Genomic DNA, 16,897 nt, shown 5'->3' on the forward strand with positions numbered 1-16,897 from the left:
TGCCGGCTCGCCAAGACCTGTAAGGAGAACCAGAAATGTCCGTACTCATAAAGAACGGCACTGTGGTCACTGCCGACAAGACGTATCTAGCCGATGTGTATTGTGACGAGGGGAAAATTGTTGCGATTGGGGAGAATCTGGATGCTCCCGCCACTGCTGAAGTGATAGATGCGGGCGGCCAGTATGTGATGCCGGGTGGTATTGATCCCCATACCCATATGCAACTACCGTTCATGGGCACCGTGGCCAGCGATGATTTCTATACCGGGACGGCCGCCGGATTGGCCGGCGGCACCACCAGCATCATCGACTTCGTCATCCCGTCGCCCCAGCAGTCCCTGCTCGAGGCGTTCCACCAATGGCGTGACTGGGCCGCCAAAGCGGCGGCGGATTATACCTTTCACGTGGCCATCACCTGGTGGGATGAGTCGGTACATGAGGAAATGGGCGTGCTGGTGCGCGAGCATGGCGTCAACAGCTTCAAGCACTTCATGGCGTATAAGAACGCGATCATGGCGGACGATGAAACCCTGGTGAAAAGTTTCCGCCGTTCTGTCGAACTCGGCGCGATGCCGACGGTTCATGCGGAGAATGGAGAGCTGGTCTTTCAACTGCAGCAGGAGTTGCTCGCCAAGGGCATGACTGGCCCCGAAGCACACCCGCTCTCACGCCCGCCCGTGGTTGAAGCCGAAGCAGCCAATCGGGCTATCCATATCGCCCAGGCAATGAACGTGCCTATCTATATTGTGCATGTGTCCTGCAAGGAGTCTCTGGAGGCCATTACCCGCGCCCGCAATAACGGAAACCGCGTTTACGGCGAGGTGCTGGCCGGTCATCTGGTCATTGATGAAAGCGTTTATCGGCATCCTGACTTTGCATTTGCCGCAGCCCACGTCATGAGTCCGCCATTTCGTGCCAAAGAACATCAGGAAGCGCTCTGGCAGGGTCTGCGCGGCGGCAACCTGCACACCACAGCGACGGATCACTGCTGTTTCTGCGCTGATCAGAAAGCCGCTGGCAAGGAAGACTTCACCCTTATTCCCAACGGCACCGCCGGCATCGAGGATCGCATGGCGATCATGTGGGATGAGGGCGTCAACAAGGGTCGCCTGACCATGAACGAGTTTGTCGCGGTGACCTCAACCAATACGGCCAAGCTGTTCAATATGTATCCGCGCAAAGGCTCTGTCTCCGTGGGTGCCGATGCGGATCTGGTGGTCTGGGATCCCACCGGCACACGCACTATTTCCGCCCGGACACACCATCAGAACATCGACTTCAATATCTTTGAAGGCCGCACGGTGACCGGCATCCCAAGCCATACCCTGAGCCGGGGGAAGATCGTCTGGCGTGACGGTCAGCTTCTCGCAGTGGAAGGCGCCGGCCAGTACATTCCCCGGCCCGCCTTTGGCCCGGTGTTCGATGCTATCGCCCGTGAGAACGAGCTGAATACACCGCAGCCTGTGATACGCCAAGGCTAGCGATGCAGCGAAGCAGCCCCCTGCGCGGACGAGGAAAACACAGTGTGGATATATCTATGCATGGCGTTGGCGGCAGGAGCGGTCCTGCCGTTACAGGCAGGCCTGAATGCCCAGCTGGCATTGAGCGCGGGGCATGCCCTGTGGGCATCCTGCGTCTCCTTTGCAATCGGGCTACTGCTCCTGATAGTCGTATGCATGACTGTTCGCCTGCCCCGTCCTTCCTGGGACGATCTCGCCTCGGTGCCTTTCTGGCAGTGGGGCGGAGGGGTCATGGGGGCCTTTTTTGTCAGCGCAATGGTCATGCTCAGCCCACGACTGGGCGCAGCGACCATGCTGGGGATGGTGCTGGTCGGACAAATGATTGCTGCAGCCCTGATTGATCACTTCGGTCTGGCGGGATTTACCCCACATGCACTGAGTCTCGGGCGAGTTGCCGGCATTGCGTTGCTGATTACCGGAGGCATTCTCGTCCGCCTGTATTAATAAGCGCGCCCAAGTATCTGAAGTCGGGCCAAGTAAAATAAAAATAATATCCTGGAGTAGAACATGAAAAAAATAACCAGCTCTTCGCTTGTGCTTATCGCCGGCGCAGTGGCTACCAGCTCTGTTTGCGCTGGCGAGCTTATCCAATGGCACACCAACAGCCTGACCTATCTCTACGGTAAGAATTACAAAGTAGACCCGCCGATCCAACAAACCTTCACCTTCGAACACGCCAGCGCCTGGAGCGTAGGCGATTTATTTCTCTTCATCGATCAGATCAACTTCAATGGCAAGGGCGCCAATGACGGCCGTGATAATCGGACCCACTATGGCGAGTTTTCCCCTCGCCTGTCGTTCGGCAAAATCAGTGGCACCAACATTGCGCTCGGTCCTGTTACCGACATACTGGTCTCGATGACCTATGAGTTTGGTAAAGGCGACACCGAAGCCTATCTGATCGGTCCTGCCATTGATCTGGCAATACCGGGATTTGACTTCTTCCAACTCAATACCTATCTGCGTAAAACCGATGGTGGCCGGCCCGGCGACAATGTCTGGCAGATAACCCCGGCCTGGAGCTATACCATCCCGATGGGCCGCTCCGACCTGGTGATTGATGGCTATATCGATTGGGTTGTGGACAACGATAAGAACAGCCGCGGCGAATATCACGCCAACGTCCATATCAATCCGCAGATCAAATATGACATGGGCAAGGCGCTGGGCTGGAGAGAGAAAGTCTATGTTGGTATCGAGTATGACTATTGGAAGAACAAATTTGGAATTAAAGATGGCGGCTATGTCAGTGAGCAATTTGTCGGAACAACTGACCAGAATACCGCCAGCCTGCTATTGAAGGCGCACTTCTAGACCAATGAAGATGCTGGTACCCAAGCGAGGTACCAGCATCTTGCTCGCGCCAGCAACTCCCGGTAACACCTTATTGTGCGGGCCGCTACCCAGGCGGTGCATGGCAGGCTTGATCCGGCGCCACATTGTTATAGGATAACATCAAATTATCTGAACAAGGATCTTCGCATGCCGCGCCTCGCCCCCCTCGCTCTCGCTCTGACCGCTGTCGTCAGTCTCGCTCTGCATGCCCATGAGCCGCACGACCATGCCCACGGGTCCCACAATGCCGCCGCCCACCAGCATGGCGTCGGCACCCTGGATATCGTCATTGACGGCCAGCAACTGCTGCTGGAACTGAGCACCCCGGCAGCTGACCTGCTCGGCTTCGAGCATGCACCGCATAACCAGACGCAACGTGATCAGCTCGACAGTCTGATGAACACGCTGCGCCAGCCGGAAAAGTTGTTTGCCCTGCCCGCTGCCGCGCAATGCAGTCTGGATTCGGCGGAGCTGCATAGTCCCCTGTTTGCCCTGCATGAACATTCAAGCGATGATGCCCATGCCCAACATGAGCATCACCATGGGCATGATGATGAGCACCAACACGAGCATGCTGATATCACCGCGCAATACAGCTACTCCTGCATCACTCCGACACGCCTGGAGCATCTGGACGTCACCCTGTTCGATCTGTTCCCCGGCAGCGAGAAACTGATCCTGCAGGCGATCACACCGCAGGGCCAGCAGGGCGGTGAGCTGACAGTCACCGACAGACGCGTGCGCTTCTGAATACTCCAACGGAACCTCTGATGGCCGAACCGGTAATACAACTCGAGCAGATCACCTTTGCCTGGCCCGGCCGGGCCACCCTGCTGGACATCGACAGTTTCACCCTGCAGGCGGGCGAGCGGGTGTTTCTCAAGGGCCCTTCCGGCAGCGGCAAGACCACCCTGCTGGGGCTGCTGGGCGGCGTTCAGCTGCCAGCCAGCGGTCGTATCCGGCTGCTCGGTGAAGATCTGGCCGGCATGTCCGGCTCGGCACGCGACCGTTTTCGTGCCGATCACACAGGTTATATCTTCCAGATGTTCAACCTGCTGCCGTATCTGTCGGTAGTGGAGAACATCACCCTGCCCTGCCACTTTTCCAGCCGGCGTCAACAGCGCGCCAGCCAGCGTCACGGCAGTGTGCAGGCTGCCGCACTGCATCTGCTGGCCCACCTGGGGCTGGACCAGCCGGCACTGCACAAGCAGCCGGTGACCGAGCTATCGATCGGCCAGCAGCAGCGCGTGGCCGCCGCCCGGGCGCTGATTGGCAGCCCCGAGCTGATCATCGCCGACGAGCCCACCTCGGCGCTCGATGCCGATACCCGGGAGGTGTTTCTGCAACTGCTATTCAGCGAATGCGAGGCGCTGGGCAGCAGCTTGCTGTTCGTCAGCCATGACGCCGCGCTGGAGCCGCTGTTCGATCGCAGCCTGTCGCTGCGCGAACTCAACCGTGCCGTCGTCAACCCCGAGGTGATCTGATGTACCTGTTTCCACTGGCCTTGCGCAGTCTGCTCAATCGACGCTTTTCCGCATTGCTGACGGTACTGGCCATCGCCCTGAGCGTAACCCTGCTGCTCGGCGTGGAGAAGATCCGCAATGAAGCCCGCGCCAGTTTTGCCGGAACCATTTCCGGTACCGACCTGATCGTCGGCCCGCGCACCGGCTCGGTGCAACTGCTGCTGTATTCGGTGTTCCGTATCGGCAATGCCACCAGCAATATGCGCTGGGATAGCTACCAGAAGATCGCCGAGCATCCCCGGGTAGACTGGGCCATTCCCATCTCGCTGGGTGATTCGCATCGCGGATTCAAGGTGATGGGGACTACCGATGACTATTTCACCCACTTTCGCCACGGCCGTGATCGCCAGTTGCTGTTCGCCGAGGGCCGCGCATTCGATGACCTGTACGATGCGGTGATCGGCGCGGATATCGCCCGGGAGCTGGGTTATCAGTTGGGCAGCGAACTGGTGCTGGCCCATGGTACCGGCGCAGTGAGCTTCGTCGAGCATGCCGACAAGCCGTTCCAGGTCAGCGGCATACTGGCCAAGACCGGTACGCCGGTGGACCGGACCATCCATATCAGCCTGCAGGGCATGGAGGCGCTGCATGTGGACTGGCAGCAGGGAATGCCGGCCCGCGGCGCAGCACGCGTCGATGCCGAACAGGCCCGCAGCCTGGATCTGACCCCCACCACCATCACGGCCATGCTGCTCGGGCTGGATAGCCGGGTCGCCACCTTTGCCGTGCAACGGGACATCAATCGCTTCCCCAGCGAACCGCTGATGGCGGTGCTGCCCGGGGTCGCGCTACAGGAGTTGTGGAGCCTGCTCGGGGTGGCGGAACAGGCGCTGTTCATCGTCTCGGTATTCGTCGTGCTGACCGGACTGGTCGGCATGCTCACGGCGATCCTCGCCAGCCTCAACGAACGGCGCCGGGAGATGGCCATCCTGCGTTCGGTAGGCGCCCGCCCGCGGCATGTGTTCGGCCTGCTGTTGCTGGAGGCCGCCGGCCTGGCATTGGCGGGGATACTGCTGGGGCTGGGGCTGATGTACCTGACGGTGTGGCTGGCCCAACCGGTAATCCTGTCACGCTACGGCCTGTTCATTCCGATCACCGCACCCGGCCTATGGGATTGGAGCCTGCTGGGTGCCATACTGCTGGCAGCCATCATCATGGGCTGCGTGCCGGCCTGGCGCGCCTATCGCCAATCGCTGATCGACGGTCTGTCGATCCGCACCTGACCGGAACGGGACATGCACATGGGTTCACGATTATTGCTCACCGGCTTGGTGCTGCTCGCAATGGCAACGGCCAACGCGGCAGAGGAAATCGCCTGGGATGAGCTGCTGCCAGCAGAGCTGCGCGAACTGCAGGAAATCCCCCTGCCGGTGCATGACCTGTCGCTGTTGGGCGAGATGGACGCGGAGCTGGGTGACCCGGCGGTGCAGATGGAAACCAATGCTCCGGTGGTGCAGGAACTGGATGGCAGGGAGGTCAAGCTGCCCGGTTATGTGGTGCCGCTCGGCATCACCGAGGCGATGGAGGTGGAGGAGTTTCTACTGGTGCCCTATTTCGGCGCCTGCATCCATGTCCCGCCACCGCCGTCCAACCAGGTCGTGCATGTGCGCAGCACATCCGGGATCAAGCTGCGGGATCTGTACCAACCGTTCTGGATCAGCGGCACCATGCAGGTAGAGCACATGGAAAATGAACTGGCCAATGCTGGCTACCGCATCGATGCAGCCAGCATTGAGCCCTATGTGTATTGATCAGCAGCGCATTCAGCTGTTGTTCTCGATCGCTGAACGGGCATAGCCTTCCCACTGCCGGATCAACTGGCGCTGCTGGTTGCTGGCACCACTTTGCGCGCGCTTGAGCGTGGCCAGCAGTTCCGACCAGTCACCCTCCTCCAGCTGGATACCCGCCAACCGCAGCCAATGGTCGGCACGATTGCTGCCATTGGCCAGTGCCGCCCAGGCGTCCCGGGCACGGCTGCGGTCACGGGCCAGCGTCCACAGCTGGGCCAGGCGCTCCTGGCGCGCCGCGTCGCTCGGCAGCAGTTGCTGGGCCATCAATGCTTCCAGCAGGCGCGCCGCCTGCCACGGGGCACCGGCATTGACCTGCAGCGCCACCAGATTATCCAGATCGGTCTGGGTCAGCCCGACACCGCCCTCGTGGGCCAGGCGCAGGGTGGCCGCTGCTGCGCGTTGCTTGCCGGCCTGGCTCTGCAGTCCGGCCAGTTGCCGCCAGTTCTCGCTTTTCTGCGGGTGGCGCCGCAGCAGCACTTTCTGCCACTGGGCGGCACGCTCGTATTGCCCCTGCTGGTAGGTCATGCCGACCAGCAACTGATACCAGATATCATCCGCCCCGGCGTTGGCTCGCACTACCTGTTCGGCCAGCGGAACAGCCTTGGCATAGTCGCGCGTCTGGCTGTAGCACTGTACCAGCAACTGCTTCTGCTCCAGGCTCAGCGCTGCATCGCGCTGTTCGCGCTCCAGCAGCCCGGCCGCCTCCCGATAGCGCCCCTCCACTGCCAGCAACTGGGCCAGATTCAGGCGATCCTGGCGGGCCGCCTTGGCTTCCAGCTTGTCGTGTGCCAACGCCTTGTTCAGCCACTCGATCGCCTGCTGGTTCTGCCCGGCGTTGATCGCCAGGTAGCCAAGCCGCTGCTCGATCAGCGCCAGTTCCAGACTGCCGGACCTGGCTTTGTCCAGTGCCTGATTCAGCAGCTTGCGCGCCTCACCGAGGTCACCTTTTTCCTGGGCCTTCTGCGCACTGTTCAATGCCATGAACACCATCGGGTCGATGGCCTGCTGGGCAGCCACCAGCCCCGGCGCCAGCAGCGCCAGGCACAATGCAGCACTACGGTAGAAATTGGCAGAGCCCATGATCACCTTCCCTCCAGACGGAAATACAAGGTTTTGGTTGCCTCGCGAGCCACCGGTTGACCATTCTCCCGGCGCGGTGCGAAGCGCCAGCGGCTGGCCGCACGGCGGGCCTCACGCTCGAACACGCCCTTGGGCTGGGCGTGGGTAACCCGCAGGTTCTCCACCCGCCCGTCGGGCGTGATGGTGAAGGCCAGGGTTACCTCACCCTCGATACCCGCCGCCAGGGCGCGCTGCGGATAGTTCGGTGGAATATCCACCAGCGGCGAGACCTCTTCAGCGGTCGATGGACCCGAGGCCGCCGGTGCTGCCGGGGCAGACGGTGCAGCAGCAGCGACAGCCGGCGCCTCGGCGGCAGTGAGGCCAGCCAGGGTCGGCGTCACCGCGATACTGATGCCGGGCGTCGGCAAATTCGGTACGGCGATGTTCAATTGTACGTTGGTGCTGACCTGCGGCTGCGCTGGCGCCTGCTGAGGCGTCGGCATCTCCGGTGGCTGCGGCTGTTCCGGTGGCTGCCGCTGCTGGCGCTGGCGGCTGTCGCTGGACGAGTCGGCGACGCTGCGCACGAAGCTGACACGCGCCAGCTCCTCACCCAACTCCCGGTTGTCCCGCGGCGGCATGACCAGCACGATCATGATGGCGAACAACGCCAGCGTCACCAGCAAGCCACCGGCAAAGCTGACCAGCAGGCGCATCAGTTATCTCCCGCCGTGGCAGCCAGTGCCACATCCGCCACGCCGGCCATGCGTACCTGGTCCATGACCCGGATCACCACACCACTACGGGCGTCCTGATCGGCCTGTACCACCACGCTGCTCTCGGGCTGGTCCACGCGCATGCGTTCCACCGCAGCGCGCACTCCGCGGATATCCACCTGCTGGCGATCGATCCAGATTTCCCCGTTGGGGTCGATACCGATCAGGATGTTGCCCTTGGGCTGCTGCTCGGCACTATCGGCGGTCGGCGTGTTGATCTCGATGCCGGTGGTCTTGATGAAAGTACTGGTGACGATGAAGAAGATCAGCATGATGAACACCACGTCGAGCATGGGGGTCAGGTCAATGCCGGCCTCATCGTCGTTTCCTGCCGAATGTCTGCGCATGCGCATGTTCAAGAGTTCCTATTCGTGATGCAGACGGTCAGTCAGCCGTTGCATGGCCAGCCGCGATTGGGCATCGAGCCGCGCCAGAAAAAACAATCCACTGATGGCGATCACCATGCCGGCCATGGTCGGCACCGTGGCCCGGGACACCCCGGCAGCCATTGCCCTGGGGTTGCCGGTACCACTGACCGACAGCACATCGAACACCTGGATCATGCCACTCACCGTACCCAGCAGGCCGAGCAGCGGACACATGGCGATCAGTACCCGGATCAACGGCATGAAGCGCTCCAGCCGTTGCCGCGCTACCGACAGCCAGGCCTGGCGCACATAGCGCGCGGTGGTACTGCTGCGGTCACTGCGTTGCTGCCAGTGCCGTTCCAGGCTGGCCGAGCGCTTGGGGAAGATTCGCCACAGGTACCACAAGCGTTCGACCATCAGCGTCCACAGCACTATGGTGAAACCCAGGATGGTCCACAGCACCCAGCCGCCGCTGTCGAGAAAGTCCTTGAGCAACCAGAAGGCTTCACTCACCGCGCCTTGCTCCGGGTTCCAGGTGCAGCGCGATCAGGCCCGCACTCTGTTGTTCCAGCACCTGGATCAGGCCTTTGCTGCGGGCCGCCAGGGTGGCATGCAGGAACAGCAGCGGAATGGCCACTACCAGGCCCTGTACCGTGGTCACCAATGCCTGGGAGATACCCCCGGCCATCAGCTTCGGATCACCGGTACCGAACAGTGTGATGGCCTGGAAGGTGGCGATCATGCCCGTCACGGTACCCAGCAACCCGAGCAGCGGCGCCACGGCGGCGAGCAACTTGATCAGACCGTTGCCGCGCTCCATCGCCGGGGTTTCGCGCAAAATGGCTTCGTCCAGCTTGAGCTCCAGGGTTTCCAGCTCTTCCAGCTTGGGCTGGGTACCGATCACCCCGAGGATGCGGCCCAGCGGGTTGTCATCACGCAGGTTGTCCAGTTCATTGGCCTGGCGGTCGACCTTCTTCGACAGCGCCAGCAGCCAGGCCAGCTTGCCCAGCGCCAGTACCACACCCAGGGCGCCCAACACCATGATCACATAGCCGACCAGCCCACCCTGATGCACCCGGTCCATGAACGAGGGGGTCTGCTGCATCTGCGCCAGCACGGTGCCACGTGTGGGATCGACCATCAGGTCGGCCAGCCCGGTGCGCGGGGCCAGGAAATCACCGATCAGGCCACGCCCGTCCGGCTGGTTGCTCGCCACCTGCAGGGTAGCGGCCTCCGGCTGGTAGCTGAGGTAGCGCTCACCGCCCAACGCCACGAAAGGTCCAACCAGCACGACCGGCATCTCCTGCTGTTGGCCATCCCGGTCGATCACCGGGGCATTGAAGCGACTGACCTTGCCGCTGGCGGTCATGTCTTCCTGGAGCATGAACCAGAACTGTTCCAGGGTCTCCACCGTCGGAATCTGCGCGGCGGAACTCAGTTGGTCGAGTTGCTGCAAACGTTCGGGGAACTGCATGTTCAGCAGGGAATCCTGCCATTGGCTATGGGTATCGGAAGCCACATGACGCACCACACCGAACAGCTCGCCAAGATAACCGCTGCGCTGTTTCATTTCCGCTTCGGTATCGGCCAGAGCCTGCTCCAGGCTGTCGAACTCGGCCTTGAGCCGATCGGCTTCGGCCTTGATCGGGGCCAGCTCGCGTTCAGCCTGGGCCATCAGGCGCTGCTGGTTGTCCCGTTCACGCAGAAATTGCGTTTCGCGCTCACGCATCGCGGCCTGCTCGCTGCTGCGGATCTCGCGGATGTCCTGCAGCAACTGATCCAGGGAAGCCGGTTGGGCCAGCGCCATGGGGCTGGCCAGTACCATGATAAAAGCGATCAACAGACGTTTCATTGTGCAGCTCCCTGTTCACTGACCGGCGGCAAAGGCAGTCGCAGCATGGCAGCGGTCTGCTGCTGACGGGCGATACCCAGCCCCTGTGCGAGGGCGCGGTTGTAACCGCCCGGCAATGCCTCCCATTGCTGCGCAGTGGCATTCCAGTAGCCCTGCGTATGGCCGTCCAGGGTCTGGTAGAACAGCATCAGCCGACCCAGCCGCAGGAACTCGACCACCCGCTGACTGCCATCGACCTCCAGGCTGCCGCGCCAGGCTTCCAGGGTGCGGCCGTAATCACTTTCGATCTGGTAGGCCTCGAGCACCCGCCGGTATTTCTCGGCGACGGTCACCTCCGGCCGGACCATCACCGCCTTGAGTTGTGCCAGCCGGTCTGCCCGTTCGTCTTCCAGGAACGGCAGATCCAGCTCGATGAACTGCTCCAGCGAGTTGAGCATGCGCTGCAACAGCGGCATGACTTCGGCCTGGGTCTCTTCAATGGTCGCCAGCTGGGCCTGCAGGTCCTCCAGCTCGCGGCGCTGGGACTGCACCATATCGCTCAGCTGCTTGCTGTATTCAGTCAGCTGCTCCTTCTGCTGGATGGCCTGGCGGTAGCGGTTCAGCGACTCGCGCGTTGCGTCATCCAGTTGATCGATGCGTTGCTGGGAGCGCTGTGCATCGGTCATCAGCGCCTCTCCCTCGGTCAGCGCCTGCTCTGCCGCACCCTGCGCCAGCGCCATGGCAGGCAACAGTCCTGCCATCAAGATTATCCAAACCGCTCTCATCCAGTATCTCCAGAGGAACGACGAGGTCCGGACCTCGCCACAAAAGAGAAGCATTATCATCTTCATCCCAAAATAATTCAACCGCGACATCCCGTCGCAATCACACCCATCAAACAATTGCCCCAGATCAATATCCATGCACGGCAGGGTCCTTACAGTAACCCTATCGACACACCAAGGAGACATTATCAATGTCACGCACTGTATCCAGAATCTCCGCCTGCCTGCTGCTGGCCCCCGCCCTGCTGGCCGCGTCCATTGCCCAGGCTCACCAGGCTGGCGACATCATCGTTCGCGCCGGTGCGGTAACGGTTGACCCGCGTGAGGACAGCGGTCCGGTAAAAGTAGCGGGCGCAGCCCTGCCCGGGACCGGTGCCACTCTGGACAGCGACACCCAGCTGGGTCTGAACTTTGCCTATATGCTGACCGACAAGGTTGGTGTCGAGCTGCTGGCGGCCACTCCGTTCAGCCATGATGTTGGCGTTACCGGAGTCATCGACAAGCTGGGCAGCATCAAGCACCTGCCGCCGACTGTCAGCCTGGTTTACTACCCACTGGACAATGCCTCGGCCTTCCAGCCCTATGTCGGTGCCGGCGTCAACTTCACCTGGTTCTTTGACGAATCGCTCAGCGGCGCGGCCAAGGGTGCCGGCTTCGATGGCCTCAGTCTGGAGAACTCCTGGGGTCTGGCAGCCCAGATCGGCGCGGACTATATGCTGAACGACAACTGGATGGTCAACGCCCAGGTGCGCTATATCGACATCGAGACCACAGGCAAAACCAGCCTTGGTGGCGCTCCGGTGAAGGTCAACGTCGACGTCGACCCCTGGGTCTACATGGTCGGCCTGGGCTACAAGTTCTGACCTCTGTCCCAACGGAAAACGGCCGCATTCGCGGCCGTTTTCATTTGCGCATCGCTCAGCTCTGCAACTCATCCAGCAACGCCGGCACCATGCTGCGCCAGCTACGCGGCTTGATCCCGAATACCAGCAGCAACTTGCGCCCGAGCAATACCGCGTTCTGCGGCTGGCCAGCCAGCGCCGACAGGCTGTCGAAGGGCACCGGCTGTATCGCCGCGTCCCCCGCCAGCTCGCCACGCCCGATCAGCTCCTGAATCACGTACTGAACGAAGCTGATCCAGGTAGCCGACTCGCTGCTGCCATAGTGGTAAGTGCCGTACAGCGGCGCGGCGCAATCCAGTTGCTTGAGCACCGACAGGATGACCCGAGCGGCATCGGTTACCGGCGTCGGATTGCCGCGCCACTCCTCGGCCAGTTCCAGTGAGGGCGAGCGTTTCAGCTCCCCGACCAGTTGCGCCAGCGGCCCTTCGGGCGAGTAGTCGAGCAACCAGCTGAAACGCAGGATGACATGCCGCGGGCACTGCGTGCGCAGGCTGCGCTCCAGCTCCGCCTGCAGGCACCCCAATGCACCGACCGGCTTTTCCTCATCCTTCTCGATATAGGCCGAAGCCTTGCTGCCATCGAATACCCGGGCGCTGGACAGCATCACCAGGGTGGTAGCGTTGGCGGCGCAGCCCTGGATCAGCCGCTCGGTGAATTCCTGCTGGGCCTGCAACAGCTGCGCATCTTCCAGCCCCAGCTGAAACTGTTCGCGGTAGAACGCCAGATTCAATATCAGATCCGGCTTGGCACCGGCCAGCAATTGATCCGCCATCTCCGGCAGCCAGCCCTGGGCCGGACGCTCGACCGCTTCCAGCTGGATGAATTCACCCGCCGCCTGGGCCAGCAGCGCCTGTGCCAGTGGATTCTCCCCGCCGAGCAGCAATACCCGCATTCGCATTCACATAAACCTGTCGATACTGTTGAGATGCTGCATTGTGCAACGTTCAGCGGTTCCCGTCATCAGCGCAGCGTATCCGGCTCAGGTGTAGGTGATCATCGACTGGCGGTCCGGCCGATCCAGATGCGGTACATTGTTGAAGCTGCTCAGGCGCATCGCCCGGCTGTTGAAGCGGCAATGGGTAAGTGCGGTATTGCGGGTCTGCAGATTGAGCTCGACCATCACCGATTCCGGCGCCTGCAGCAACTGCCGTATCAGCATGGCGATGGCACCACCGGAGCTGACCGCCAGCACGCGCTGGCCGGCATGGCGCTGCATGACGCTCTCGCGGAATGCGCCGAGACGCTGCTCGAAACTGGCCCAGGTCTCCGGCAGTTCGCCCTCCAGCTCGCCACTGGACCACAACAGGATGCCCTGTTTCAGGCGTCGGAAGAAGTCCGCCGCTACCGGCCTTTCCGGCAGCGCATGCTCGGGGAACTGGGTGGTGTAGGCCTTCAGCACCGAGTGGAAATCGAACTCGTTGAGCTCCGGATATACCTCGAAGTCCCGCGCATCCAGCCCCATGCCCACGCAGATGCCCTCGGCGGTCTCGCGGTGACGCACCATGTCGCCGGTAATGATGTGGTCGAAGAGCATGTCCCGTTCGCGGAAATACTCACCCAGCAAACGCGCCTGCTCGTGCCCCAGCTCCGACAGCTGATCGTAGTTGCTGGAGCCGAATGAAGCCTGGCCGTGGCGTACAAAATAGATTTCCGACATGCATGCTTCTCTTGTGCTGGGGCAATAAAAACCCGGTTGACCTTGGATATAGTCATCCTCGGCCATACCGGTTTGATCAGACAGCTCTATTTCAGAACGGAATACCGGCATCAAAGCTGTCGTAATCCGGTAGTTACCGCCTTGACCTCGCCACACCGTCATTCTCCGCCAAGGATGACGGAGACACCGGGAAACAGGAACTGCGATACTGGCGGCAGAGCTTTCCTTACATTTGACTGGAGAGGATACACCGGATGAAAAAAATATTGCCCATGTTGGCCTTGAGCGCACTGTCCACTGTGGCCATTGCGGCGGGCAACCATAGCGGCGGCCATGATATGCATGACATGTCGCATTCCGCCGCACAGATCGGTCAGCCAGGGGACGCCGGTCAGGTCACTCGCACCATAGAGGTAGATATGGATGACCGCATGCGGTTTACCCCAGCCGATATCCATGTCGACAAGGGAGAGACGGTGCGCTTCCTGCTGAAAAACTCAGGGCAGCTCCCCCATGAAATGGTGATTGGCTCGATGGCCGAGCTCCAGGCCCATGCCGAGGAAATGCGGCAGATGCCCCATGCGGCGCCGCATGCCGAGCCCAATATGCTCACACTCGAGCCCGGCCAGCGCGGCAGCCTTGTCTGGCAATTCGACCAGGCAGGCACGGTCGATTATGCCTGTCTGATTCCGGGGCATTCCGAAGCCGGTATGGTGGGCAGGGTGCTGGTTCACTGATCGCTGGAGCAGCTCTGGCTAACCTGTTGTCAGTCAATGCAACCTGCTTGCGATCAGCCTATTCAGGCTGACGCCGGCTTCGGCTGCTTGAATTGTCAGCGATCGGTGCGTCTCAGGCGGCAAGCGTAGCGCGGGCGCGCTACGCTCCCAGCAGTGTCAGACTCTGAGGACGCCCGGCACGGAACGACGAGTCCCGGGGTGTAGCGCCCCTGCGCTACGCCTGCGAGCTGACCGCCAGCTCAAACCCTCCCGGTAGTGGAAGGCCGGCAGGGTTGGGCCGACCGTCATGTCGCCACGGATGGCGACCGCGAGCTTACAGGGATGTACTTGCAGCGTGTCGGCACAGCCCTGCCGGCCTGCCGCTACCTTGCAGGAACCCGTCCCAAGCGTAGCCGGCCAAGCTACCCCTTCCCCCCAACCCTCTCCCACAAGAGGGAGAGGGGAAAAGCCATTCTGAGGCTCACTGGAAACTAGAGGTTAATGGAGGCGCTCAATAACCAAAAAAGCCCTGAAAATCAGGGCTTTTGGCTACATCCAGCTCAATCTCCGCTCAGAACGGAATATCGTCATCGAAGCTGTCGTAATCCGGCATCTGCTGCGCCTGCGGTTGGGCCGGCTGCTGTTGTTGCTGTTGCGCCGGGCGCTGGGGGGCCGGGCGTGACTGCTGCGGGCGTGGTGCCATGCCTTCGCCGCCACCCTGGCCGCGACTGTCGAGCAGTTGCATCTGTCCGCCGATGTCCACCACGATCTCGGTGGTGTAACGCTTGACGCCGTCCTTTTCCCACTCGCGGGTCTGCAGGCGGCCTTCGATGTACAGCTTGGAGCCCTTGCGCACGTATTCACCGACGATTTCCGCCAGGCGACCGAAGAACACCACCCGGTGCCACTCGGTACGTTCCTGCTGCTGACCGGTCTGCTTGTCTTTCCAGCTGTCGGAGGTAGCCAGGGTGACATTCGCCACCGCGTTGCCGTTGGGCAGATAGCGCACTTCCGGGTCGCCGCCCACGTTACCGATCAGGATTACTTTGTTTACGCCTCTGGCCATTCTCACTCTCCTCGGGTGTCTGGTGTATTCAAACCGGGTTCAGGACCCGATCCAGTTGCTCGCGATCCAGCACCTGTGTATCGACTTTGATATAAGCAGCTGCTTCCTCAGCCACGATGATTGCCTCGGCCACTCCCGGTACGTCCAGCACTCTCCGGAGCAACGCCTCATCCCTGACCAGCGTCGGGGCTATGGCCAGGCGGTAGCTGGTGACATACGGAGGCTCCGCCATGGTAACACCAATCACGAACCAGGAAATGGCGAGTAGCGCACAACAGACGAACACCCCGCCCAGCCCGAAACTGCCATAGACCGCGCCGCCCAGCACACCACCAATGGCGGCCCCGGCGAACTGGCTGGTCGAATAGATGCCCATCGCGGTGCCCTTGCTGCCCGCCGGGGCGATCTTGCTGAGCATGGACGGCAGGGTGGCCTCGAGCAAGTTGAAAGCGATGAAGAACAGTACGATGGCGGTCACCAGCCAGGGCAGCGAGCCCATGCTCAGCCATATCATCGGTTGCACCAGTGCCAGCAGCAGGACAGCGCTCAATACCACGCGCTTGATCTGGCGCCGACGTTCGGCGTAGATGATCAGCGGCACCATGGCGACGAAGGAAATCCCCAGCGCGGTGAGATAGACCCACCAGTGGCTCTCCCGCGGCAGCCCGGCCTGCTCCTGCAGTGCCAGCGGCAAGGCCACGAAACAGGCCATCAGCAGTGCGTGCAGCACCGCGATGCCATAGTTCAGCCGCAGCAAATTGGTATTGGCCAGGGCCGGCAGGAAGGCACCGCTGGCCACCCCGGCATCGCGATGGTGCAATGCCCGGGTCGGCGACGGCACCACCAGGGCGACCAGGGCAATACCGACCAGCGCCAGCACCGAGGTGGTGTAGAACACGCCAGCCAGTCCGGCAGCGCCAGCGATCAGCGGGCCGGCGACCATGGCCAGGGCGAAGGACAGGCCGATGCTCATGCCGATCATCGCCATGGCCTTGGTCCGATGCTGATCACGGGTCAGGTCGGCGACCAGCGCCATGATCGCTGCGGCGATGGCCCCTGCACCCTGCAGCACGCGCCCGGCGACCACGCCGAAGATGCTATCGGCCTGCGCCGCCACCAGGCCACCGAGGGCGAACAGCAGCAGACCGCCGATGATCACCGGTTTGCGTCCGATGCGATCGGACAGCATGCCGAAGGGGATCTGCAGAAACGCCTGGGTGAAACCATAGGCACCGATGGCCATACCGATCAGCAACGGTGTGGCGCCCTGCAATTCCTGGCCGTAGGTCGCCAGTACCGGCAGTACCATGAACAGCCCGAGCATGCGAAAAGCGAACACGGTGGCCAGCGATGAGGCCGCACGGCGCTCATCAGACGACATGCTGTCTGCCTGGTACATGGATTCTCCGCTGATGAACAAATGAACAAAAGGCGGCATTTTAGCATGCTTGGGGGGTCAGAACAGAAGCCGTGCGTCCATGCCGCAGCCGAGTCGGCGCTGGCCAGCGGCGCCGTGACGATACGCCCTGCTGTTCGTCCGCTGCCTAGCCGGTGATTTTGCCGGGATAGCCG

At 61.8% G+C, this 16,897-nt stretch carries 20 protein-coding genes; 9 read left to right on the forward strand and 11 right to left on the reverse strand.

Annotation, left to right across the window (positions count from 1 at the left end):
* Positions 1 to 35: 35 nt before the first annotated feature.
* The 7 genes from hydA (at position 36) to CQ007_RS15385 (ending at position 6,129) form a co-directional block, all read left to right on the forward strand.
* On the forward strand, positions 36 to 1,481 hold the full coding sequence (hydA, locus tag CQ007_RS15355) for a dihydropyrimidinase (RefSeq protein ID WP_105646720.1): 1,446 nt from the start codon (positions 36 to 38) through the stop codon (positions 1,479 to 1,481).
* A 60-nt stretch (positions 1,482 to 1,541) separates the two neighbouring features.
* The gene (locus tag CQ007_RS15360) at positions 1,542 to 1,964 is read left to right on the forward strand and encodes a DMT family transporter (protein WP_105646721.1); all 423 of its coding nucleotides are present in this window, start codon (positions 1,542 to 1,544) and stop codon (positions 1,962 to 1,964) included.
* Positions 1,965 to 2,027: 63 nt separating this feature from the next.
* Positions 2,028 to 2,834 (forward strand): outer membrane protein OmpK, encoded by an 807-nt coding sequence (locus CQ007_RS15365; protein ID WP_105646722.1) that lies wholly within the window; start codon positions 2,028 to 2,030, stop codon positions 2,832 to 2,834.
* A gap of 168 nt (positions 2,835 to 3,002) precedes the next feature.
* On the forward strand, positions 3,003 to 3,605 hold the full coding sequence (locus CQ007_RS15370) for a DUF2796 domain-containing protein (protein ID WP_105646723.1): 603 nt from the start codon (positions 3,003 to 3,005) through the stop codon (positions 3,603 to 3,605).
* A gap of 20 nt (positions 3,606 to 3,625) precedes the next feature.
* On the forward strand, positions 3,626 to 4,339 hold the full coding sequence (locus tag CQ007_RS15375) for an ATP-binding cassette domain-containing protein (protein WP_105646724.1): 714 nt from the start codon (positions 3,626 to 3,628) through the stop codon (positions 4,337 to 4,339).
* Positions 4,339 to 5,601 (forward strand): ABC transporter permease, encoded by a 1,263-nt coding sequence (locus CQ007_RS15380; RefSeq protein WP_105646725.1) that lies wholly within the window; start codon positions 4,339 to 4,341, stop codon positions 5,599 to 5,601. The genes CQ007_RS15375 and CQ007_RS15380 overlap by 1 nt, the downstream gene beginning before the upstream one ends.
* 18 nt (positions 5,602 to 5,619) lie before the next feature.
* Entirely contained in the window at positions 5,620 to 6,129 is a 510-nt protein-coding gene (locus tag CQ007_RS15385; RefSeq protein ID WP_105646781.1) for a DUF3299 domain-containing protein, read from the forward strand.
* A gap of 12 nt (positions 6,130 to 6,141) precedes the next feature.
* Here CQ007_RS15385 and CQ007_RS15390 read toward each other — a convergent pair whose 3' ends face one another.
* The 6 genes from CQ007_RS15390 to CQ007_RS15415 are packed head-to-tail and all read right to left on the reverse strand — an operon-like array spanning position 6,142 to position 10,960.
* Positions 6,142 to 7,248, reverse strand: a complete 1,107-nt coding sequence (locus CQ007_RS15390; RefSeq protein ID WP_105646726.1) for a lipopolysaccharide assembly protein LapB — start codon at positions 7,246 to 7,248, stop codon at positions 6,142 to 6,144.
* A 2-nt stretch (positions 7,249 to 7,250) separates the two neighbouring features.
* Positions 7,251 to 7,940 (reverse strand): energy transducer TonB, encoded by a 690-nt coding sequence (locus CQ007_RS15395; protein ID WP_105646727.1) that lies wholly within the window; start codon positions 7,938 to 7,940, stop codon positions 7,251 to 7,253.
* Complete coding sequence (locus tag CQ007_RS15400) at positions 7,940 to 8,353, reverse strand: biopolymer transporter ExbD (protein WP_105646728.1); 414 nt, start codon at positions 8,351 to 8,353, stop codon at positions 7,940 to 7,942. The genes CQ007_RS15395 and CQ007_RS15400 overlap by 1 nt, the downstream gene beginning before the upstream one ends.
* Positions 8,354 to 8,365: 12 nt before the next feature.
* Entirely contained in the window at positions 8,366 to 8,881 is a 516-nt protein-coding gene (locus tag CQ007_RS15405) for a MotA/TolQ/ExbB proton channel family protein (protein WP_256582304.1), read from the reverse strand.
* Complete coding sequence (locus tag CQ007_RS15410) at positions 8,874 to 10,220, reverse strand: MotA/TolQ/ExbB proton channel family protein (protein ID WP_105646729.1); 1,347 nt, start codon at positions 10,218 to 10,220, stop codon at positions 8,874 to 8,876. The genes CQ007_RS15405 and CQ007_RS15410 overlap by 8 nt, the downstream gene beginning before the upstream one ends.
* Entirely contained in the window at positions 10,217 to 10,960 is a 744-nt protein-coding gene (locus CQ007_RS15415) for a DUF3450 domain-containing protein (protein WP_256582306.1), read from the reverse strand. The genes CQ007_RS15410 and CQ007_RS15415 overlap by 4 nt, the downstream gene beginning before the upstream one ends.
* Positions 10,961 to 11,175: 215 nt before the next feature.
* On the opposite strand from CQ007_RS15415, the gene CQ007_RS15420 reads away from it, so the two are divergent.
* Positions 11,176 to 11,847 (forward strand): OmpW family protein, encoded by a 672-nt coding sequence (locus tag CQ007_RS15420; protein WP_105646731.1) that lies wholly within the window; start codon positions 11,176 to 11,178, stop codon positions 11,845 to 11,847.
* 55 nt (positions 11,848 to 11,902) lie between these two features.
* Here the strand turns inward: CQ007_RS15420 and CQ007_RS15425 are convergent, their stop codons facing one another.
* Positions 11,903 to 12,778, reverse strand: coding sequence for a sugar nucleotide-binding protein (locus tag CQ007_RS15425; RefSeq protein WP_158256784.1), 876 nt, complete (start codon positions 12,776 to 12,778; stop codon positions 11,903 to 11,905).
* Positions 12,779 to 12,865: 87 nt separating this feature from the next.
* A complete protein-coding gene (locus CQ007_RS15430) occupies positions 12,866 to 13,543 on the reverse strand; it encodes a histidine phosphatase family protein (protein ID WP_105646733.1) in 678 nt (225 codons plus the stop codon).
* A gap of 254 nt (positions 13,544 to 13,797) precedes the next feature.
* Between CQ007_RS15430 and CQ007_RS15435 the strand changes: the two genes are divergently transcribed.
* Positions 13,798 to 14,280, forward strand: coding sequence for a plastocyanin/azurin family copper-binding protein (locus tag CQ007_RS15435; protein WP_105646734.1), 483 nt, complete (start codon positions 13,798 to 13,800; stop codon positions 14,278 to 14,280).
* 33 nt (positions 14,281 to 14,313) lie between these two features.
* Here the strand turns inward: CQ007_RS15435 and CQ007_RS15440 are convergent, their stop codons facing one another.
* The 3 genes from CQ007_RS15440 to CQ007_RS15450 all read right to left on the reverse strand — a co-directional run bounded on the left by CQ007_RS15440 (position 14,314) and on the right by CQ007_RS15450 (position 16,724).
* The gene (locus CQ007_RS15440; protein ID WP_105646735.1) at positions 14,314 to 14,403 is read right to left on the reverse strand and encodes a toxin-antitoxin system HicB family antitoxin; all 90 of its coding nucleotides are present in this window, start codon (positions 14,401 to 14,403) and stop codon (positions 14,314 to 14,316) included.
* Positions 14,404 to 14,830: 427 nt separating this feature from the next.
* The gene (ssb, locus tag CQ007_RS15445; RefSeq protein WP_105646736.1) at positions 14,831 to 15,325 is read right to left on the reverse strand and encodes a single-stranded DNA-binding protein; all 495 of its coding nucleotides are present in this window, start codon (positions 15,323 to 15,325) and stop codon (positions 14,831 to 14,833) included.
* A 28-nt stretch (positions 15,326 to 15,353) separates the two neighbouring features.
* Entirely contained in the window at positions 15,354 to 16,724 is a 1,371-nt protein-coding gene (locus tag CQ007_RS15450; RefSeq protein WP_105646783.1) for an MFS transporter, read from the reverse strand.
* Positions 16,725 to 16,897 lie beyond the last annotated feature (173 nt).

The organism is Pseudomonas sp. MYb185 (genome assembly GCF_002979975.1).
Taxonomy (GTDB): domain Bacteria; phylum Pseudomonadota; class Gammaproteobacteria; order Pseudomonadales; family Pseudomonadaceae; genus Halopseudomonas.

Coding starts and splice junctions, on each gene's coding strand:
- CQ007_RS15360 (WP_105646721.1), top strand. CDS start 1,542: ATGGCGTTGGCGGCAGGAGCGGTCCTGCCGTTACAGGCAGGCCTGAAT.
- CQ007_RS15435 (WP_105646734.1), top strand. CDS start 13,798: ATGAAAAAAATATTGCCCATGTTGGCCTTGAGCGCACTGTCCACTGTG.
- CQ007_RS15430 (WP_105646733.1), bottom strand. CDS start 13,543: ATGTCGGAAATCTATTTTGTACGCCACGGCCAGGCTTCATTCGGCTCC.
- hydA (WP_105646720.1), top strand. CDS start 36: ATGTCCGTACTCATAAAGAACGGCACTGTGGTCACTGCCGACAAGACG.
- CQ007_RS15365 (WP_105646722.1), top strand. CDS start 2,028: ATGAAAAAAATAACCAGCTCTTCGCTTGTGCTTATCGCCGGCGCAGTG.
- ssb (WP_105646736.1), bottom strand. CDS start 15,325: ATGGCCAGAGGCGTAAACAAAGTAATCCTGATCGGTAACGTGGGCGGC.
- CQ007_RS15390 (WP_105646726.1), bottom strand. CDS start 7,248: ATGGGCTCTGCCAATTTCTACCGTAGTGCTGCATTGTGCCTGGCGCTG.
- CQ007_RS15375 (WP_105646724.1), top strand. CDS start 3,626: ATGGCCGAACCGGTAATACAACTCGAGCAGATCACCTTTGCCTGGCCC.
- CQ007_RS15370 (WP_105646723.1), top strand. CDS start 3,003: ATGCCGCGCCTCGCCCCCCTCGCTCTCGCTCTGACCGCTGTCGTCAGT.
- CQ007_RS15420 (WP_105646731.1), top strand. CDS start 11,176: ATGTCACGCACTGTATCCAGAATCTCCGCCTGCCTGCTGCTGGCCCCC.
- CQ007_RS15410 (WP_105646729.1), bottom strand. CDS start 10,220: ATGAAACGTCTGTTGATCGCTTTTATCATGGTACTGGCCAGCCCCATG.
- CQ007_RS15415 (WP_256582306.1), bottom strand. CDS start 10,960: ATGGCAGGACTGTTGCCTGCCATGGCGCTGGCGCAGGGTGCGGCAGAG.
- CQ007_RS15380 (WP_105646725.1), top strand. CDS start 4,339: ATGTACCTGTTTCCACTGGCCTTGCGCAGTCTGCTCAATCGACGCTTT.
- CQ007_RS15400 (WP_105646728.1), bottom strand. CDS start 8,353: ATGCGCATGCGCAGACATTCGGCAGGAAACGACGATGAGGCCGGCATT.
- CQ007_RS15395 (WP_105646727.1), bottom strand. CDS start 7,940: ATGCGCCTGCTGGTCAGCTTTGCCGGTGGCTTGCTGGTGACGCTGGCG.
- CQ007_RS15425 (WP_158256784.1), bottom strand. CDS start 12,778: ATGCGGGTATTGCTGCTCGGCGGGGAGAATCCACTGGCACAGGCGCTG.
- CQ007_RS15450 (WP_105646783.1), bottom strand. CDS start 16,724: ATGTACCAGGCAGACAGCATGTCGTCTGATGAGCGCCGTGCGGCCTCA.
- CQ007_RS15385 (WP_105646781.1), top strand. CDS start 5,620: ATGGGTTCACGATTATTGCTCACCGGCTTGGTGCTGCTCGCAATGGCA.